At 65.2% G+C, this 16099-nt stretch carries 13 protein-coding genes and 6 pseudogenes; 9 read left to right on the top strand and 10 right to left on the bottom strand.

All coding sequences use genetic code 11. From position 1 onward, the window contains the following. Positions 1 to 3: 3 nt before the first annotated feature. From F1640_RS24885 to F1640_RS26070, 4 genes and pseudogenes are all read right to left on the bottom strand, one after another. The gene (locus F1640_RS24885; RefSeq protein WP_206694710.1) at positions 4 to 285 is read right to left on the bottom strand and encodes a hypothetical protein; all 282 of its coding nucleotides are present in this window, start codon (positions 283 to 285) and stop codon (positions 4 to 6) included. Positions 286 to 484: 199 nt separating this feature from the next. Further along, on the bottom strand, positions 485 to 727 hold the full coding sequence (locus tag F1640_RS25430; protein ID WP_255530606.1) for a DUF2239 family protein: 243 nt from the start codon (positions 725 to 727) through the stop codon (positions 485 to 487). After that, positions 666 to 1100, bottom strand: a pseudogene (locus F1640_RS26075) (DUF2239 family protein); the annotation flags it as partial. The pseudogene F1640_RS26075 and the gene F1640_RS25430, both read right to left, overlap by 62 nt. Then, a pseudogene (locus F1640_RS26070) lies at positions 1042 to 1212 on the bottom strand (DUF2239 family protein); the annotation flags it as partial. The pseudogenes F1640_RS26075 and F1640_RS26070, both read right to left, overlap by 59 nt. A 294-nt stretch (positions 1213 to 1506) precedes the next feature. Here F1640_RS26070 and F1640_RS25425 point away from each other — a divergent pair. From F1640_RS25425 to F1640_RS17785, 7 genes and pseudogenes are all read left to right on the top strand, one after another. Further along, positions 1507 to 1830, top strand: a pseudogene (locus tag F1640_RS25425) (biotin/lipoyl-binding protein); the annotation flags it as partial. A gap of 427 nt (positions 1831 to 2257) precedes the next feature. Further along, entirely contained in the window at positions 2258 to 2698 is a 441-nt protein-coding gene (locus tag F1640_RS25420) for an HlyD family efflux transporter periplasmic adaptor subunit (RefSeq protein WP_255530605.1), read from the top strand. Next, positions 2695 to 4288, top strand: a pseudogene (locus F1640_RS17800) (MDR family MFS transporter). The gene F1640_RS25420 and the pseudogene F1640_RS17800 overlap by 4 nt, the downstream one beginning before the upstream one ends. Further along, a pseudogene (locus F1640_RS17795) lies at positions 4288 to 5319 on the top strand (efflux transporter outer membrane subunit); the annotation flags it as partial. The pseudogenes F1640_RS17800 and F1640_RS17795, both read left to right, overlap by 1 nt. Further along, positions 5213 to 5602: pseudogene (locus tag F1640_RS26065) on the top strand (hypothetical protein); the annotation flags it as partial. The pseudogenes F1640_RS17795 and F1640_RS26065, both read left to right, overlap by 107 nt. Positions 5603 to 5833: 231 nt before the next feature. Further along, positions 5834 to 6016 carry a hypothetical protein gene (locus F1640_RS17790; protein ID WP_194920462.1) on the top strand — a complete coding sequence of 61 codons (183 nt, stop codon included), beginning with the start codon at positions 5834 to 5836 and terminating at the stop codon, positions 6014 to 6016. A gap of 64 nt (positions 6017 to 6080) precedes the next feature. Beyond that, positions 6081 to 6719 carry a TetR/AcrR family transcriptional regulator gene (locus F1640_RS17785; protein ID WP_125955459.1) on the top strand — a complete coding sequence of 213 codons (639 nt, stop codon included), beginning with the start codon at positions 6081 to 6083 and terminating at the stop codon, positions 6717 to 6719. Between the two features lie 8 nt (positions 6720 to 6727). Here the strand turns inward: F1640_RS17785 and F1640_RS17780 are convergent, their stop codons facing one another. Beyond that, positions 6728 to 7366, bottom strand: a complete 639-nt coding sequence (locus tag F1640_RS17780; protein ID WP_194920460.1) for a TetR/AcrR family transcriptional regulator — start codon at positions 7364 to 7366, stop codon at positions 6728 to 6730. A 233-nt stretch (positions 7367 to 7599) separates the two neighbouring features. On the opposite strand from F1640_RS17780, the gene F1640_RS17775 reads away from it, so the two are divergent. Then, the gene (locus tag F1640_RS17775; RefSeq protein ID WP_194920458.1) at positions 7600 to 9627 is read left to right on the top strand and encodes a bifunctional diguanylate cyclase/phosphodiesterase; all 2028 of its coding nucleotides are present in this window, start codon (positions 7600 to 7602) and stop codon (positions 9625 to 9627) included. 77 nt (positions 9628 to 9704) lie between these two features. Then, positions 9705 to 10538, top strand: coding sequence for a TIGR00266 family protein (locus tag F1640_RS17770; RefSeq protein ID WP_194920456.1), 834 nt, complete (start codon positions 9705 to 9707; stop codon positions 10536 to 10538). Positions 10539 to 10597: 59 nt separating this feature from the next. On the opposite strand, the gene F1640_RS17765 is transcribed toward F1640_RS17770, so the two are convergent. From F1640_RS17765 to cysT, 5 genes are all read right to left on the bottom strand, one after another. Continuing rightward, a complete protein-coding gene (locus F1640_RS17765; RefSeq protein WP_194920454.1) occupies positions 10598 to 13096 on the bottom strand; it encodes a TonB-dependent receptor in 2499 nt (832 codons plus the stop codon). Between the two features lie 121 nt (positions 13097 to 13217). Further along, positions 13218 to 13394: a YezD family protein gene (locus F1640_RS17760; protein ID WP_194920452.1), complete on the bottom strand. Its 177-nt coding sequence runs from the start codon at positions 13392 to 13394 to the stop codon at positions 13218 to 13220. Further along, a complete protein-coding gene (locus F1640_RS17755; RefSeq protein ID WP_223806553.1) occupies positions 13391 to 14392 on the bottom strand; it encodes a sulfate/molybdate ABC transporter ATP-binding protein in 1002 nt (333 codons plus the stop codon). Before F1640_RS17755 ends, F1640_RS17760 begins: the two co-directional genes overlap by 4 nt. After that, entirely contained in the window at positions 14389 to 15231 is an 843-nt protein-coding gene (cysW, locus tag F1640_RS17750; RefSeq protein WP_194920450.1) for a sulfate ABC transporter permease subunit CysW, read from the bottom strand. Before cysW ends, F1640_RS17755 begins: the two co-directional genes overlap by 4 nt. Further along, the gene (cysT, locus tag F1640_RS17745; RefSeq protein WP_124808846.1) at positions 15228 to 16079 is read right to left on the bottom strand and encodes a sulfate ABC transporter permease subunit CysT; all 852 of its coding nucleotides are present in this window, start codon (positions 16077 to 16079) and stop codon (positions 15228 to 15230) included. The genes cysW and cysT overlap by 4 nt, the downstream gene beginning before the upstream one ends. Positions 16080 to 16099: the final 20 nt, after the last annotated feature.

Genomic DNA, 16099 nt, shown 5'->3' with positions numbered 1-16099 from the left:
TGATCAATTCCGGCCACTTTGATTGATTGCGTCGATCAATGGCTCGCCTGATCGGAACCTGTCGATCACATTCCTGTGGCACGGCAGAGACAGATGCTCCGTCGCTGTCGCCCTTACGATAGCGCCCCCGCCACGGGCGTGCCCCGGAAGCGACATTTCCTCCAGCGGCAACAGCCTGGCATCCTCGAGCGCCGCCACGCGATGACCGATGCCAGCGAGGTAAGTCTCGTTTTCGGCAAAGGCGAGGAACGCGGCAACGCTGCTCTGGCGCACCAGCATCGCCATGTCCCATCGTTCAGACTCCGGCCCGATCAGGAACGGGCCGCCCCTGCCCCAGGAACATGATATCCCCACCGCTCGCGCGCAGGTGCGGAAGGGTATGCGCGATGTACCGGCCCGAATGCCTCGCTTCCGCCGATCGGCGATGCCGGCGCAAGTTCCGGATGCGCCGCGTAGTCCGCAACGGCGCGAAACCGCAGCAGGTTCAGCATGACGACGCTACCCGCAATCCCGCGCCGGACGAACAGCATGCCGGCCGCCGGCGACACATCGAAATGAGGGGTGGAACGTATCCGTCATCCTTCCGCACCGCCATCAGCGCGCACCAACAGCAGAACATGCATCCTGACGTCCTCTGGCCATTCCGCGATATGCCGCTCCAATGCCCCAGGTCTCCCGCAAACAGCGCCCGTGTCGCATCCTCGTAACCGGGCAGGTCGCCGGCCATCGCCAGCATGAAGTGATAGGCCGCCCTGCGCGCGGCGCCGTTGCTGGCGGGTATCGGGTTTCTTCCGCTCGCTGTCGATCAGACGGCGCAGGGTGGGCGAAGCGCCTCCGGGCTGGGCAGCCAGCCATTCCCATTGCCTGGGTAGCAGGGTTACCTCGCGCGCCACCACGCCCAGCCGGGGCCGGCCCCGTCCACGCGGTTCCCCCGCCTGCCCTTCCCCTGCCGGAAGCGCGTCGGACAAAGCGTTGGGGCACGGTAACGCCCGCGATACACCGGCGCAGGTTGAGAAAGACGTGCACGATCTCCTCGTCGCTGCCGCGCAGGTCCAGATCGACAATCCGTCCGCTGCTGTCGTCGAAAACCTGGATGGCATCGGCAGCGCCTCCTTCCAGAGCCCGCTTCACGTGCAAGGCGACTTCGCCCAGCGGGCCGGAGAACAGTTTCCCCGCGCCGCAAAATGCGGTGCAAATCGTGATGTCGGACATAGTGGATTCCTTCTGTGCCTGCGCGTTTTTATCCGGGTAAATTTTTCCCGTCAATATTACCCGGATAAAATAAGTCACGAAGGAGCGCGATGCCTCGCGCGCCCGTCCCGCGCGCGCTCGAACGCTTGTTGCAAGCGCATAAAAATATGAAATAAATACACTTTACCGTTTGAACGTACGGTTTTTTGCAATCGACTTGCAGAACTTGCACTTGAAAATCGACGCGTTCCAATCCAATTGCGCTCACGAAACAAAACCGTTTCGTTCCATTACACCTTGTTGTCAGGACTCACGATGACCGCTCCCAGCGAAAGCGATTCCAGCCCGGTTGCTCCCGAGACGCCCGGCGAGAATGGTGTCGATCCGAGCGGCGCTGCGCCAAGCGGTAACGGTCAACGCAGCAAGCGCATTCGCCGCATCGGCCTGATCGCGCTGATCCTGGGTGCAGCTTATGGAATCTATGCCTACACGGACTATCGCCTCTACGGCCGCTTCATCCAGGAAACCGATGATGCCTACGTGAAAGCGGACGGGGTAACGGTGAGCTCCAAGCTGTCCGGCTATGTCCGGGCGGTGAACTTCAAGGATAACCAGTCGGTCGCGGCGGGAACGCTGCTCGTGCAGATCGATCCGACCGACTACCAGACGCGCCTTGCCCAGTCCGACGCGCAAGTGCAGGTGGCGCGCGCCACGCAGGCGGCGTCGGTCGCCAGCATCGCGGAAGCGCGTTCGGCGGTGGGGCAAGCCTCGGCGGCAGTAGACGCCGCCAGGCGCCAGCTTGCCTATCTCAATGGCGAAGTCGCCCGTTTCCGTCCGCTTGTCGCCAGCGGCGCGGAACCGAAGCAGACGCTGGATCAGTTCGTCTCGAGCCGCGATCAGGCAGCGTCCGATCTTGCCTCCAAGCAGGCCGCGCTTGCCGCGGCGCGTGACAAGGTTCGTACCATCGAGGCGCAGGCGAACCAGTCCGCCGCCCAGATCGAAGCCGCCCTCGCCCAGCGCCAGGCCGCCAACAACGACATGGCCACGACGCGCATCATCGCCCCTATTGCCGGCCGCATCGGCAATTCATCGGTCCCGGCTCGGCCAGTACGTCCAGCCCGGTCAGCGCCTGCTGACGGTGGTGCCGGTCGACGCAATCTATGTGGAAGCGAACTTCAAGGAAACCCAGATCGGGTTGATGCGGCCAGGCCAGCCGGTGACCGTGAAAGTCGATGCCCTGCCCGATGTGGCGTTCCATGGCGTGGTGGACAGCATCACGCCGGGCACCGGCGCCAACTTCTCGCTGATCCCGCCGCAGAACGCGACCGGCAACTTCACCAAGATCGTTCAGCGCGTGCCGGTACGCATCCGCATCAATTCCGGGCCGGAATCGAAGCGGGTCCTGGTTCCCGGGCTGTCGCTGACGGTCCAGGTCGATACGACCGCCGCGAAGGGAGCCATCGAATCCATCCGCCGCGAGCAGGAACAGGCTCCGAAGCGGCCATGAGCGCAGCCACCCTTCCCGCGGAACAGGCTGGGCAGCCGCCCGCGCCGCCGCCGGCCCGCGAACGCGCGGACCTTACCGCCTGGCTGGGCGTAGCCGCCGGCGCGCTCGGCTCGCTGATGGCCACGCTCGACATCTCGATCGTCAACGCCTCGCTTCCCACCATCCAGGGCGAGATCGGGGCCTCCGCCAGCGAAGGCACCTGGATTTCGACGGCCTATCTCGTCGCCGAAATCGTCATCATTCCGCTGACGGCCTGGCTGGAGCGCGTGTTCGGCCTGCGCCGGTTCCTGCTGATCGCCTCGGTCCTGTTCACCGGCTTCTCGATCATGTGCGGCACGTCGACGACGCTGACCGGCATGATCATCGGCCGCATCGGGCAAGGCTTTACCGGCGGCGCGATGATTCCCACGGCCATGACCATCATCGCCACACGTCTGCCTCCGTCACAGCAACCCATCGGCACGTCGCTGTTCGGTTCCACGGTCATCCTCGGCCCTGTTCTCGGCCACTGGCGGGTGGCTGGCTGACCGAGAACTTCAGCTGGCACTATGCCTTTTTCATCAACGTTCCGGTCTGCCTGGCGCTGATGGTGCTGCTGCTCGTCGGCCTTGCCGACCAGAAGCCCAAGCTGGACGAACTGATCGAGGCGGACTGGCTGGGGATCGCGGGCCTGGCGCTCGGCCTCGGCGGGCTGACCGTGGTGCTGGAGGAAGGCAATCGCGAACAGTGGTTCGAATCCACGCTGATCTGGCAGTTGACCGCCGTCACCGTGCTGGGGTTCGTGCTGATCGGACTGGGACAGCTGTACGCGCGCCGCCCCGTGATCAAGCTGGCCCTGCTGCGCAACCGCACGTTCGCGGCAGTCTTCGTCCTCGCGCTGATCCTGGGCGTGGTGCTGTACGGCACCGCTTACGTGATCCCGCAGTTCCTGGCCGCCATCGCCGGCTACAACGCGATGCAGGCCGGGCAAGTCGTGTTCATCTCGGGCATTCCCGCCATGATGATGATGCCGCTGTTCCCGATCCTGCTCAGCCGGTTCGACCTGCGGCTGATCGTCGCCACCGGCCTGCTGCTGATGATGGCATCGTGCTACATCGACACATCGCTGACCGCGGACTCCACGGGTTCGGACTTCGTCGATTCCCAGCTCCTTCGCGGACTGGGTCAGGTCCTCAGCATGATGTTCCTCAACCAGGCGGCGATCGCGGCGGTGCGCCCCGACGAAGCCGGCGATGCCTCGGGCCTGTTCAACGCCGCGCGCAATCTGGGCGGTTCGATCGGGCTTGCCTTGCTGGCGACCGTCCAGGAGCGCCGGCTCGACTATCATCACTGGACGCTGAATTCCGCTCTCGGCAACAACGATCTTGCCGTGCAGGACTGGGTTTCCAGCACCTCCGCCACGTTCGGCGGCGGTCCGGACGGCCTTGCCGCCGCAATACGCCAGATCGACAACACGGTGCTGCGCGAAGCCATGGTGATGGCGTTCAACGACGATTTCATGTTCCTTGTGGCGGGCATTCTCGTGTGACCCCGCTCGTCCTTTTCCTGCGCCCTCTTCCCAAGGGACGCAACATGGCGGCCATGCACTGATGCGACCGATCCCCCGAACTCTCCTCGCTCCCCTGCTCGCTTCCGGGGTCCTGCTCGTCAGCGGCTGCGCCACGGTCGGGCCAGACTACCATGGCGCGCCGAACGTGGCGGATACCGCTGCCACGCGCGGCAGTTTCCTGCGCGCGGACGCCGGAACCAGCACCGCCGCGCCCACCGCCCGCTGGTGGCAGGCGCTGGGAGATCCCGTGCTCGACCAGGTTATCGAAACCGCGCTGACGAACGCGCCCGACGTGCAAGCCGCGAACGCCCGCATCGCGCAGGCACGCGCGGGGCTTGAGGCCAACAAGACGGCGCTGCTGCCCACCGCCAGCGTTTCGTTCGCCGTGCCCTATGTGAACCTTCCCGGCAGCATTCTGGGCAATTCGGGACGCGAGGAGTTCCACGCCTATGCACCAGGCTTCGACACATCGTGGGAAATCGACCTGTTCGGCGGCACGCGACGCAAGATCGAGGCGGCTTCCGCCCGCGCCGAGGCCGCCGAAGCGGGCCTTGCCGACGCCCGTGTGACTCTTTCGGCGGAAATCGCGCGCGCCTACGTTTCGCTGCGCGCCAAGCAGGCCGTGCTGGCACTGACGGATCGGCAGGCAGCAATCGACAGCGACCTCGTCTCCCTGGCCCGGCAACGGCTGGCGGGCGGCACTGCACCGGAACAGCCGCTGGCGCAGGCTCGGGCTCAACTCGCGCAAACCGAGGCGGATCGCGCGAAGACGCGGGCCGACGTCGTCGTGCTGATCGATCAGATCGCCGTTCTTGCCGGGCGCGAGCCGGGAGCCTTGGACGCGCTACTGTCCGCTCCGAACGCGGTGCCGCTACCGCCGGCCGACGTCGCCGTGGGCGATCCGGCGCTCTTGCTGCGCAACCGCCCGGACATCCGCATGGCCGAACGCCAGCTTGCCGCCGCCAATGCCGACGTCGGCGCCAGGGTGGCGGACAAATATCCGAAGATCAGCTTCACCGGCCTGCTCGGCACAGGCGGGCAGAACTTTGCCGACGTGTTCAAGACGTCGAGCCTCATCGGCCTCGCGCTGCCGCAGATCAAATGGTCGCTGTTCGACGGCGGCCCGCGTGAACGCGCAGATCCGTTCGGCCAAGGGGGCTTATGCCGAAGCGGAGGCGCAGTTCCGCGGTACGGTCCTGAAAGCCCTGCAGGACGCGGAAAATTCGCTGACGCGCTTCGGCGGTCAGCGTATCGCCTATGGCAAGGCCCTCGACAGCCAGGCGCAGGCCGCACGGGCGCACGAGCTCCAGGTACAGCGCGTGCAGGGAGGCACCGCTTCCCGCAGCGATGCGCTGACCGCCGAGCGTCAAGCCGTCCAGGCTGAAATGGCGGCGATCTCGGCACGCGCCGAGCTGACCACCGATTTTGTCGCCGTGGAAAAGGCACTGGGCCTTGGCTGGACTGCGCAGGCGATGGAGGAAGCGCCGAAATGAGCCGTTTTCGTTCCGTTTATACCGTCTTGACTCGCCGCAAATCTAAGGCACTCTCCGTACCCATAACGCCATCAAGGCGAGGATTTGGGACGGATGGACTGGATTTCGGATTTTGGCCGCCGATTCTGGCAGGCCTATCAAGAGGGGCTGGTAATGTCCTGCCCCGTTCACCGCGCAGCGGCAGACCGAGCGGCGGAAAAAACCCCGTGCGACATCGGTATGCACCAGTATGACGTCGCCGAAGCGCTCGCAAGGCAGCAAGCCGTCCGCCACTGAACAGTCAGATAGGCCGACTGACCTGATCGTCACTTGTGCGGATGAAGGCACCGAAAGCCGCGCCGTGCGCCGTGGTCGTCCATCCGCGGCGGAAGCAGAGCAGATCGTCGGCCGGATTCTGGAGGCAAGCTGGGACGTCCTGCTGGCCGAGGGCTTTGAAGGCTTCACCTTCGATCGCGTTGCCCGCCATGCTCATATCGGCAAGGCCACGATCTATTCCCGCTTTGCCAACAAGCGGGAACTGATGGGCGCACTCTTGCGCCATCGCATCGAAGCCCAGCACGCCCATATCACGGCTATGGGTGCGGGTCTTCCGCCGATGGAGGCGTTCATCGCGCGCAGCACCGAAGTACTATCGCTGCTGCTTTCCCCCGATGGCATTCTGCAAGAACGCCTGATCGACTGGATGGATCAGGAAGGTGACGGCGAATGCGGCGAAATCCGCAACGCGATCTACCGCCATTCGCTGGTCGCCATCGAAGCGTTGATCCACCAAGCGAATGCCACCGGCCTGATCCATATTCCCGATCCGGCAGCGGCCGCCGAATTCTGGCTGGAAGGACTCGTCGGCCATGCGCGCGTCACGCGCGCCGAAGAGAACGGGGATAGGGTCGCGCATGAACGCTGGTCGCGCAGATATGTCCATTTCTTCTTTTCCGGGACCGCAACCGTCGCCCCGAACACCAGCGCTTCCAGCGCCTAGGTTAGCGTTCAGCGGGATAGGTTCAGCGCATCGCGGGCGAAGCAGCGGAACCGTTCCAGCCGCTCGCCATCCCCGTCATCGCCATAGGCAGAGCGTCTTTCCCCTTGCGGGGAGCGATCGTCATCGCGCGGCGGAATATCCAGCGCGGCGGCGGTGACGAAGCGGATACGCCAGGCGAGAGCCACCGCATCGACCTCGGGCTGGCACGCGGACAGCATCCTTGTGACGCGATCGACACCTTCGGCGAACAGGCTCCATATCTGCTCGTGAATGCTGCCCGCCGCGCGCGAGAACATCTCGTCCAGCACCACGATCGCGCGGAAACCGGGAGTCATCGCGGCAGAGGCGAACAGGGGCACGACCAGCGCATCGACGACGGCGGGGAAAGCGGCCTTCCGTTCCCGCTCCAGCGCATCCAGCATGCCGGTTCGGGCATCGGCGATCCGCGCCGCGTTGCGCAGCGCCAGATCGCGCAACAGCCCGTCCACATCGCCGAAATGATAGCGCACCAGCGCGGAGTTGACTCCCGCCGCATCGGCAATGCCGCGCACGGTCAGGGCATGGACACCCTCTTGCACGACGATCCGTTCCGCGGCGGCCAGCAGGCGTTGGGGCGTCGATAACGGGGAGGAAGCGGTTGTCGCCATGCGCGCGCCATAACAGCAGCCGTTCGATCCGCGCCAGCGAAGAACACCGCTGCCGCAAGGTTAACGGCCTGTACGGGACCGCCCGTCCCTTGCGTTTCACCGGATCGATGGCTTTGCCTGCCAGACATCGGAGACACCTGTTCAGCCCGCGAGGCCTTCATGACCGTTCTCCTTCCCACCTCATTGCCGGATCTGGCGATCGTGGCCGAGCCTGTCCGGATCTGCCCGGCATCATGAAACACATGGTCTTTCCCGTGCAGGAAACGGGCGCAGCAGGCGAAAGGGCGGATGAGCGGATCGATAGCCTGCGCCACCTGCTCGAACGCGAACGCAAGGCGCGGATCGAAGCCGAGGCGGTAGCCGAACGGAGCTGGCGCGATCTCTACGAAAACCAGGTTCGCCTGGCGCTGCTCCAGCGGATTACCGACGCTTCCAACCAGTCGAGCGACTTCAAGGCCGCGCTGGGCATCGCGCTGGCGGAAATCTGCGCCCACATGAACTGGGACGTGGGCCACGCCTATCGCATCGATCTTGAAGGCAAGGCGCGCCGGCAGGCCCGCATCACCTATGCCGCCGAACTCGACCGGTTCCGCCCGATCATGGACGCTTCGCGGCGCCAAATCCTGCAAGACGGGGAAGACCTGCCCGGGAGGGTGCTGCGCGACCGGCATCCGCACTGGATCGACCAGATGGTGGAGGACAGGTGGTTTCCGCGCCGCGATCTGGCGCTTGAATCCGGCCTGCAATCGGCCTGCGCCTTTCCCGTGCTGGTCGGCGAAGAACTGGTAGCCGTGATGGAGTTCTTTTCGCGCCGCCCGCTGGTGGACAAGGACAACATCCTGCTGACCGTGACCCAGGCCAGCACGCAGCTGGCGCGCGTGGTGGAACGTGAGCGCGCCCGGACGGCGTTGCTGCACGAGGCACGGCACGACGCGATGACGGGTCTTCCCAACCGCGTGCTGCTGGACGAGCGCGCGCGCGCCGCCTTCGCCCGGCTCCAGCGGTCGGGGAAGGATCTGGCGATGATGGTCATCGATCTGGATGGCTTCAAGGCGGTGAACGACAAGCACGGCCACCTCGCCGGCGATGCGCTGCTGATCGAGGTGGCCCGGCGCTTCAACCGCGTCGTCGCCGGGCTGCGCGGCAAGACCGGATGGCCTGGTCCCTCCCCCCGCATCACTCTGGCGCGGGTGGGCGGCGACGAGTTCGTCATGCTCCTCGACATGCTGACGGACCGGCGCCTGCCCGAATTTCTCGCGAATCGTCTGCTGGTCGCGCTGCGCGAACCGATGCCGATCGATGGGGAGCTGGTAGCGGTGGGAGCATCGATCGGCATCGCCCACGGCGGCGGCGACTATACCTCGATCGAGCAGATCCGCCGCGACGCCGATCTCGCGATGTACGAAGCCAAGGGCGCCAGACGGGACCGGATCGTCACGTTCACCGATGCGCTCGGCAGCGATGTCCGCCGCCGCATGGCGCTGGAGCGTGAGTTGCGGGAAGCGATCCGCGAGAACCAGTTCCTGCTGTTCTACCAGCCGATCTTCTGCCTTGGCGATACCCCGTATCTGCTCGGCTTCGAAGCCTTGATCCGCTGGGCACACCCCACCCGGGGCACCCTGTCACCCGATGCCTTCATCCCGGCGGCGGAAGCCAGCGGCCTGATCGTGTTCATCGGCGACTGGGTGATGCGGCAGGCCTGCACCGCGCTCGCCCGGCTGCACCGGCTGTTGCCCGCGCACAATCGCCCGTTCGTCAGCGTCAACATCGCCCCGCAGCAGTTCCTCCAGCCGGATTTCACGCAGAGCGTGCGCCGCGCGATCGCGGACAGCGGATTGCCACCACGCTGCCTCAAGCTGGAAGTGACCGAAGGCGTGGCCATCATCGATGCCGCGCGCACGCGCGCCGTGCTGGAGGAAATCCGCGCCTGGGGCGTGCAGACCAGTCTGGACGATTTCGGCACCGGCTATTCCTCGCTCAGCTACCTCAAGAACCTGCCGTTCGATTCGCTCAAGATCGACCGTTCCTTCACCGCGTCGATCGACGATCCCAAGAGCCGCGACATCATCCAGACCATTCTCGATCTGGCCGGCAAGCTGGGCCTGACCGTGGTGGCCGAAGGCATCGAATCCTCGGAACAGGACCGGATGCTGCAAAGCATGGGCTGCACGTTCGGCCAGGGCTTCCATCTTGCACCGCCGCTGGAGGAAACGGCGGCCTTTGCGCTGGCCGCGGCCGAAGCGCCAACGCCACCGGCCTGATCGCCGACAGGGCAATTCGTCACTGTACCATCCCGGTTCAGCGGCTATCTTCGCGCTTTCTTGGCAAGGAGGCTCCCATGGCAAACAGCCCGTGGCACCACGCCCGCAACTCCAGCGTGGCCGACGACATCGATTTCGAGATCAAGGGGCAGGAACTGCAGTTCCTGGAAATCGAGCTGGACCCCGGCGAAAGCGCCGTCGCCGAAGCCGGCGCCTTCGTGTGGAAGGACGCCGCGATCGGCATGACCACGGTGTTCGGCGATGGCAGCGGCGGCGGTGACGGCGGCTTCATGGGCAAGCTGCTGGGCGCAGGCAAGCGGCTGGTCACCGGCGAGAGCCTGTTCACCACCGTGTTCACGCACAACGGCCAAGGCAAGGCGCGCGTCGCCTTCGCTTCCCCCACGCCGGGTTCGATCCTGCCGATCAAGCTGTCCGACGTGGGCGGCACGCTGATCTGCCAGAAGGACAGCTTTCTCGCCGCCGCGCGCGGCGTGTCGATCGGCGTGGCCTTTCAGCGCCGGGTCATGACCGGCCTGTTCGGCGGCGAAGGCTTCATCATGCAGAAGCTGGACGGCGACGGCTGGGTCTTCGTGCAGATGGGCGGCACGCTGGTCGAGCGCGAACTCGGCCCAGGCGAACAGCTCCATGTCGATACCGGCTGCCTTGCCGCCTACACGCAGGGCGTCGATTTCGATCTGGTGACGGCGGGCGGCGTGCGCAGCGTGCTGTTCGGCGGCGAAGGCCTGTTCTTCGCGCGGCTGACCGGGCCGGGAAAGGTCTGGATCCAGTCCCTGCCCTTCGCCCGACTAGCCGGGCGGATGCTGGCGGCTTCGGGCAGCCGTGGCGGCCAGAACCGTGGCGAAGGCTCGGTCCTGGGCGCGCTCGGCGATTTTATCGACGGCAATAACTGAGACGCTGGGGGCAAGCCGGCGGACCTGGATGGAAACGCCGGCCTGCCCCGCGCAAAGGATCAGAACTTCAGACGGATGGTTCCGCCAAACGTGCGCGGATCGCCGACCTGCGCAGCGATCAGCCCGGTGTTGCCGCCCGTTCCGGCCAGCAGCAGGTCGATGTAGTTCCGATCGAACGCGTTGCGTACCCACAGGAAGGCATCCAGCGTTTCGGTGCGGAAGCCACCCCGGAAGTTCTGGATCGAATAGCCGTTGACCCAGGTGTAGATCGACGGCGTGGGATTGGACGACCAGCGCGAACGATAGCTGGCATCGTAGCCGATGTAGAACTGCCCTTCTTCGCCGAACACCTTGGCCGGCTGGTTCACTTCCGCACCCCAGGCGAAGGCCCACTTCGACACGCCGGGCAAGACCTGACCGGAGGCATCGACGAACGGCGGGCTGTTGCCCACCTGACCCGGTGCGGCGATCGTGCCGGTATAGCTGCACTTGCCTGTCGCGACGATCCCGGTGCTGGTGCCCCCGGAAAGTTCCGGCGGAGGCGGCGCGTCGCAGAACTTCACGTATTTGGCATCGGTAAAGGCGCCGTTGACATAGGCCGAGAAGCGATCGCTCGGGCGGATCGAGAAATCGGCCTCCACGCCGCGCGTGCGCACCTTGTCCGCGTTCGCCAGATAACCGCGCACCGTGCCGAACTGCCCGTTGCTGACGTTGGCCTGGAAGTTCTTGATGTTGGTCCAGAAGCCGGTGACGTTGAACGTCGCGCGGCGATCCCAGAACTGGCTTTTGAAGCCGATTTCGAAGTGATCGACCTTTTCCGGCTTGATCGTGGCCGCCGCCTGGATCGGTGCGCCGTTGGCATCCGCCGGCACGCCGTTCAGGTTGATGCCGCCGGTCTTGAACGAACGCGCGTAGGTTGCGTAGACGTTGATGTCCCGGGCCACCTTGTAGCGCAGGTTCACGTCGTAGGAGACGTTCCAGGCGCTGAACTTGGGCTCGAAGAACTGCGACGCCTGGATGCCGCGCTGCGCCGCCGTCCACGGATCGTTGTAGTACGGCGATCCAGGGACCGCCGAGACCACCTGCCGCGTTCCGTCCGATGCCGTGCCCGTGACGACGGAATTATAGAGCCCGTCCTTCTTGTCGTAGTTGACGCGGAAGCCCGGCGACACGGTGAAGCTGTCGGTGATGTCCCAGTTCAGCTTGGCATAGGCGGCAAGGCTGGTGTTGTTCAGCCGGATGTCATTGATGGCGACAAGGTTGTTCAGCACCGCCGGGTTGTTCGACAGCGCGCTGGTGGGGTTGAGCAGCCACTTGCTGGCGGCCGGACCGGTTTGCTGGATGCCGCTGGTGCGGATATCCTGGTGGAAGCCGAACAGGCCAACCACGAAATCGTAGCCCTTGCCCTTGTGGTTGAAGCGGAATTCCTGCGTGTACTGGTTCTGCTTGGTGGGGTTGTTGACCTTGGTATAGACCGCAAGGCCGGTGTAATCGCGGTCGTTGGCCGGGCTCCAGTCCCAATAGCGCCACGCCGTGATCGAGGTCAGCGTGTTGTCGGGATCGATGTCCCACACCGCCTTGGCCGAAACGCCGCCGTGCTCGTTGCGCGCGGACAGCGCGGCATCGGCGTCGGTCAGGCGGTCATAGGGATTGGTGCTGGGCACCCGGTATCCCGGGAAATACGAGATCAGCGCGGGATACTGGCGGTTCGTCGCCCGCTGCGTGGGGCCATAGCCGCCATAGGCGAACGCGCAGCAGATCGGGTCCTGCAGGTTCCAGTCGCCCGACAGGGTGACGTTGAGGCTCGACGTCGGCTTCCACAGCAGCGATCCGCGCAGGCCGATATTGTCCTGCGACTGAATCCAGGTGTTGCTGTAGGTATCGAACAGCGTGCCGCGGCGGCTGGTCGTGGTGACGCTGATGCGCGCGGCCAGCTTGTCGGACAGCGGGCCGGAGATCGAGGCCTTGCCCTGCTTGAAGTTCAGGTTGCCGAGCGAGATTTCGGCCTTGCCTTCAAAGTCGAAGCTGGGCGGTCGCGTTGTGATGTTGATCGCGCCGGCGGTGGTGTTCTTGCCATAGAGCGTGCCTTGCGGCCCGCGCAGCGTTTCGATCTGCTCCACATCGACGAAGTCCAGCGTCGCCGAGGCAATACGGTTGTAATAGACATCGTCGATGTAGATGCCCACGCCCTGTTCGAAGCCGTCGTTGGTCAGGCCGAACGGGGCGCCAATGCCGCGAATGTTGATGAAGGTGTTGCGCGGGTTCTGCGAATAGAATTGCAGCGTGGGCTGTATCTGGGTCAGGCGCGCAATGTTGTAGGTGCCCTGCGCTTCGAGCTTGGCGGCTTCGACCACCGAGATCGCCAACGGCACGGTCTGGACGTTTTCCTGGCGGCGGCGCGCCGTGACGATGATGGCGTTGCCGCCCGCGCTTTCACTATCGGATGCGGAAACGCTTTCGGCCTCAGCCGTCGCGGGGGCTGGCGCTTCTTGCGCGAGTACGGGAGCGGCGAGCAGCGCAAAGGGCGCGGCTCCCGCCAGCAGGAGAGCACGGGACATCTTAGGATCCTTGTTGCAGGATCACGATGCCTCCAGTCGTCCGGTTGGCGGTGTGATCAGATTATTGGCGTGACGAAACGAACGGTATTCGAATTGAACGGCAGAAAGGTGGGAACGCGCCTCAGTTGGGCTTGAGGCGCTTCTTCTCGGTCACGTCGATCTGAACGACGCGACCCTCATGCACGGTCAACGAAACGTTGCCGTACTTCAGCCCGGCAAGGGCTTCGCGAACGCTGGCGATGCTTTCTTCCAGCAGGCGCTCGGCCTCGGTGCGGGGCGCAGCGGGAGAGGTAGTCATGGCTGTGCTCCTTCGGGGTTGGCATTGAAAACACGGGATCGAACGGGACGGATCAGAACGGTTTCGCCGGGGTTCGGGCGCGGTTGCGCGACATCGATGTCGATTTCGACGATCAGGCCGCCTTCCGCCAGCGCACCTTCGACGCGCCAGGCCCCGCCCTTGCGGAACACGTTGTCCACCAGCAGCGCCTCGCCGCCTTCGCGCACCACTTCGACGTCATGCGGGCGGAAGTGGACTTCATCGCGCGCGCCGCCGGATGCGGGGCCGGCCGGGATGCGGTTCGTCTCACCCACGAAGTGCGAGACGAACGGCGTCGCCGGATGCATGTAGATTTCCTCTGGCGTGCCGACCTGCTCGATCACGCCATTGTTCATCACCACCACGCGGTCGGCCAGTTCCAGCGCCTCTTCCTGGTCGTGCGTGACGAAGACCGATGTCAACCCCATCTGCTTGTGCAGTTCGCGCAGCCACCGGCGCAGATCCTTGCGGACCTTTGCGTCCAAGGCGCCGAAGGGCTCGTCCAGCAGCAGCAGCCTGGGCTCGATCGCCAGCGCGCGCGCCAGCGCCACACGCTGGCGCTGGCCACCGGAAAGCTGCGCCGGATAGCGATCGCCCAGCCCATCGAGTTGGACCAGCCGCAGCAGTTCCTCGGCCCGCGCCGCGATGGCCGCGCGCGAAGGACGGTCACGCCGCTTGCGCACGGTCAGGCCAAAGGCGACGTTGTCGGCCACGGTCATGTGGCGGAACAGCGCATAGTGCTGGAATACGAAACCGACGTGGCGATCAGCCACCTTGCGGTCGGAAACGTCCTCTCCGCTGAACAGCACCTGTCCGCTGTCCTGGAACTCCAGCCCGGCGATGATCCGCAGCAGCGTGGTCTTGCCCGATCCCGAAGGCCCAAGCAGCGCGATGAACTCGCCCGGACGGACTTCGAGATCGATGCCGTGCAGCGCGGCGAAATCGCCAAAGCGCTTGGTAACGTTCTGGACCCTGATCAATGCCCTGCTCCCGTATGGTGGAGGTCGAAGCGCCATTCGAGAATGGTCTTGGCGACCAGCGTGACCAGCGCGAGCAGCGCCAGCAGCGAGGCGACCGCGAAGGCGCCGACGAAATCGTACTCGTTGTAGAGAATCTCGACATGCAGCGGCATCGTGTTGGTCAGGCCGCGAATGTGGCCGGAAACCACCGAGACCGCGCCGAATTCGCCCATCGCCCGGGCGTTGCACAACAGCACGCCATAAAGCAGGCCCCAGCGGATGTTCGGCAGCGTAACATGGCGGAACACCTGCCAGCCGTTTGCGCCGAGCGAGACGGCGGCTTCCTCGTCATCCTTGCCCTGCTCCATCATCAGCGGGATCAGTTCGCGCGCCACGAACGGGAACGTGATGAACACCGTGGCCAGCACGATGCCTGGCACCGCGAAGATGATCTTGAGGTCGTGCGCCGCCAACCACGGACCGAACCAGCCCTGCGCGCCGAACAGCAACACGAAGATCAGGCCGGACACGACCGGAGACACCGAGAACGGCAGGTCGATCAGCGTGATGAGCAGGCTCTTGCCCGGAAAGTGGAACTTGGTGATCGCCCAGCTTGCCGCCACGCCGAACACCATGTTCAGCGGCACGCTGATGGCCGCGATCAGCAGCGTCAGCTTGATCGCCGCCAGGGCATCGGGCGTATGGACGGCGTCAAGGAACGGCCCCAGCCCCTGCTTCAGCGCTTCGCTGAACACCACGATCAGCGGCAGCAGCAGGAACACGCCCAGGAACGCCAGCGCCAGCACGATCAGCACGATCTGCGTCAGGAGGCCTTCGGTGGTGGAACGCGGCCGGCTCATGCGCCCATCCTCCTGCGGCTGGCCGCCTGGATGAGGTTGATCACCAGCAGGATCAGGAACGAGGCCAGCATCATCACCGTGGCGATCGCGGTCGCGCCGGCATAGGCATACTGTTCCAGTTGCGTCACGATCAGCAGCGGGGCGATCTCGGTCTTGCCCGGCATGTTGCCGGCGATGAAGATCACCGAGCCATATTCGCCCACCCCCCGCGCGAACGCGAGCGCGAAGCCGGTGAGCAGCGCCGGAGCGATCGCGGGCACGATCACGCGGCGGAAGGTCTGCAACCGCGTTGCCCCCAGCGTGGCGGCGGCTTCCTCCACATCGCGGCCCAGGTCGGCGAGCACCGGCTCGACCGAGCGCACCACGAAAGGCAAGCCGATGAACACCAGCGCCACCACGATGCCCACAGGCGTAAAGGCCACCTTGAGGCCCAGCGGCTCAAGGAACTGCCCGAGCCAGCCGGTCGGCGCGTAAAGCGCGGTCAGCGCGATGCCCGCCACGGCCGTCGGCAGCGCGAACGGCAGGTCGACCAGCGCGCTGATCACGCGCTTGCCCGGAAAGGCGTAGCGCACCAGTACCCAGGCGACGAGCAGACCCGAAACCGCGTTTACCAGCCCGGCGGCGGCGGCCGTGCCGAAGCTGACGCGATAAGCTGCCAGCGCCCGGTCCGAAAAGCCCACAGCCACGAATTCGCTCCAGCCCATGCCAGCCGAACGGATGAAGATCGATGCCAGCGGCACCAGCACGATCAGCGTAAGCCAGGCAAGCGTCACCCCGAACGTCAAGCCGAAGCCTGGCAGGACGGATGGCTGGCGCCAGCTTTTCGCGCGGGAAAGGGTTCGGGACATCTGCAGTGGCCTGCTCGATT

Source organism: Novosphingobium sp. NBM11 (assembly GCF_015390225.1).
GTDB lineage: Bacteria > Pseudomonadota > Alphaproteobacteria > Sphingomonadales > Sphingomonadaceae > Novosphingobium.
This window is presented reverse-complemented; position numbering and strand designations above follow the sequence as displayed.

What these genes read in the sequence shown, in the direction of transcription:
- F1640_RS24885 (WP_206694710.1), bottom strand. Translation starts at nt 285, where the DNA reads ATGGCGATGCTGGTGCGCCAGAGCAGCGTTGCCGCGTTCCTCGCCTTT.
- F1640_RS17760 (WP_194920452.1), bottom strand. Translation starts at nt 13,394, where the DNA reads ATGACTACCTCTCCCGCTGCGCCCCGCACCGAGGCCGAGCGCCTGCTG.
- F1640_RS17790 (WP_194920462.1), top strand. Translation starts at nt 5,834, where the DNA reads ATGGACTGGATTTCGGATTTTGGCCGCCGATTCTGGCAGGCCTATCAA.
- F1640_RS17775 (WP_194920458.1), top strand. Translation starts at nt 7,600, where the DNA reads ATGAAACACATGGTCTTTCCCGTGCAGGAAACGGGCGCAGCAGGCGAA.
- cysW (WP_194920450.1), bottom strand. Translation starts at nt 15,231, where the DNA reads ATGAGCCGGCCGCGTTCCACCACCGAAGGCCTCCTGACGCAGATCGTG.
- F1640_RS17765 (WP_194920454.1), bottom strand. Translation starts at nt 13,096, where the DNA reads ATGTCCCGTGCTCTCCTGCTGGCGGGAGCCGCGCCCTTTGCGCTGCTC.
- cysT (WP_124808846.1), bottom strand. Translation starts at nt 16,079, where the DNA reads ATGTCCCGAACCCTTTCCCGCGCGAAAAGCTGGCGCCAGCCATCCGTC.
- F1640_RS17770 (WP_194920456.1), top strand. Translation starts at nt 9,705, where the DNA reads ATGGCAAACAGCCCGTGGCACCACGCCCGCAACTCCAGCGTGGCCGAC.
- F1640_RS17780 (WP_194920460.1), bottom strand. Translation starts at nt 7,366, where the DNA reads ATGGCGACAACCGCTTCCTCCCCGTTATCGACGCCCCAACGCCTGCTG.
- F1640_RS25430 (WP_255530606.1), bottom strand. Translation starts at nt 727, where the DNA reads ATGGCCGGCGACCTGCCCGGTTACGAGGATGCGACACGGGCGCTGTTT.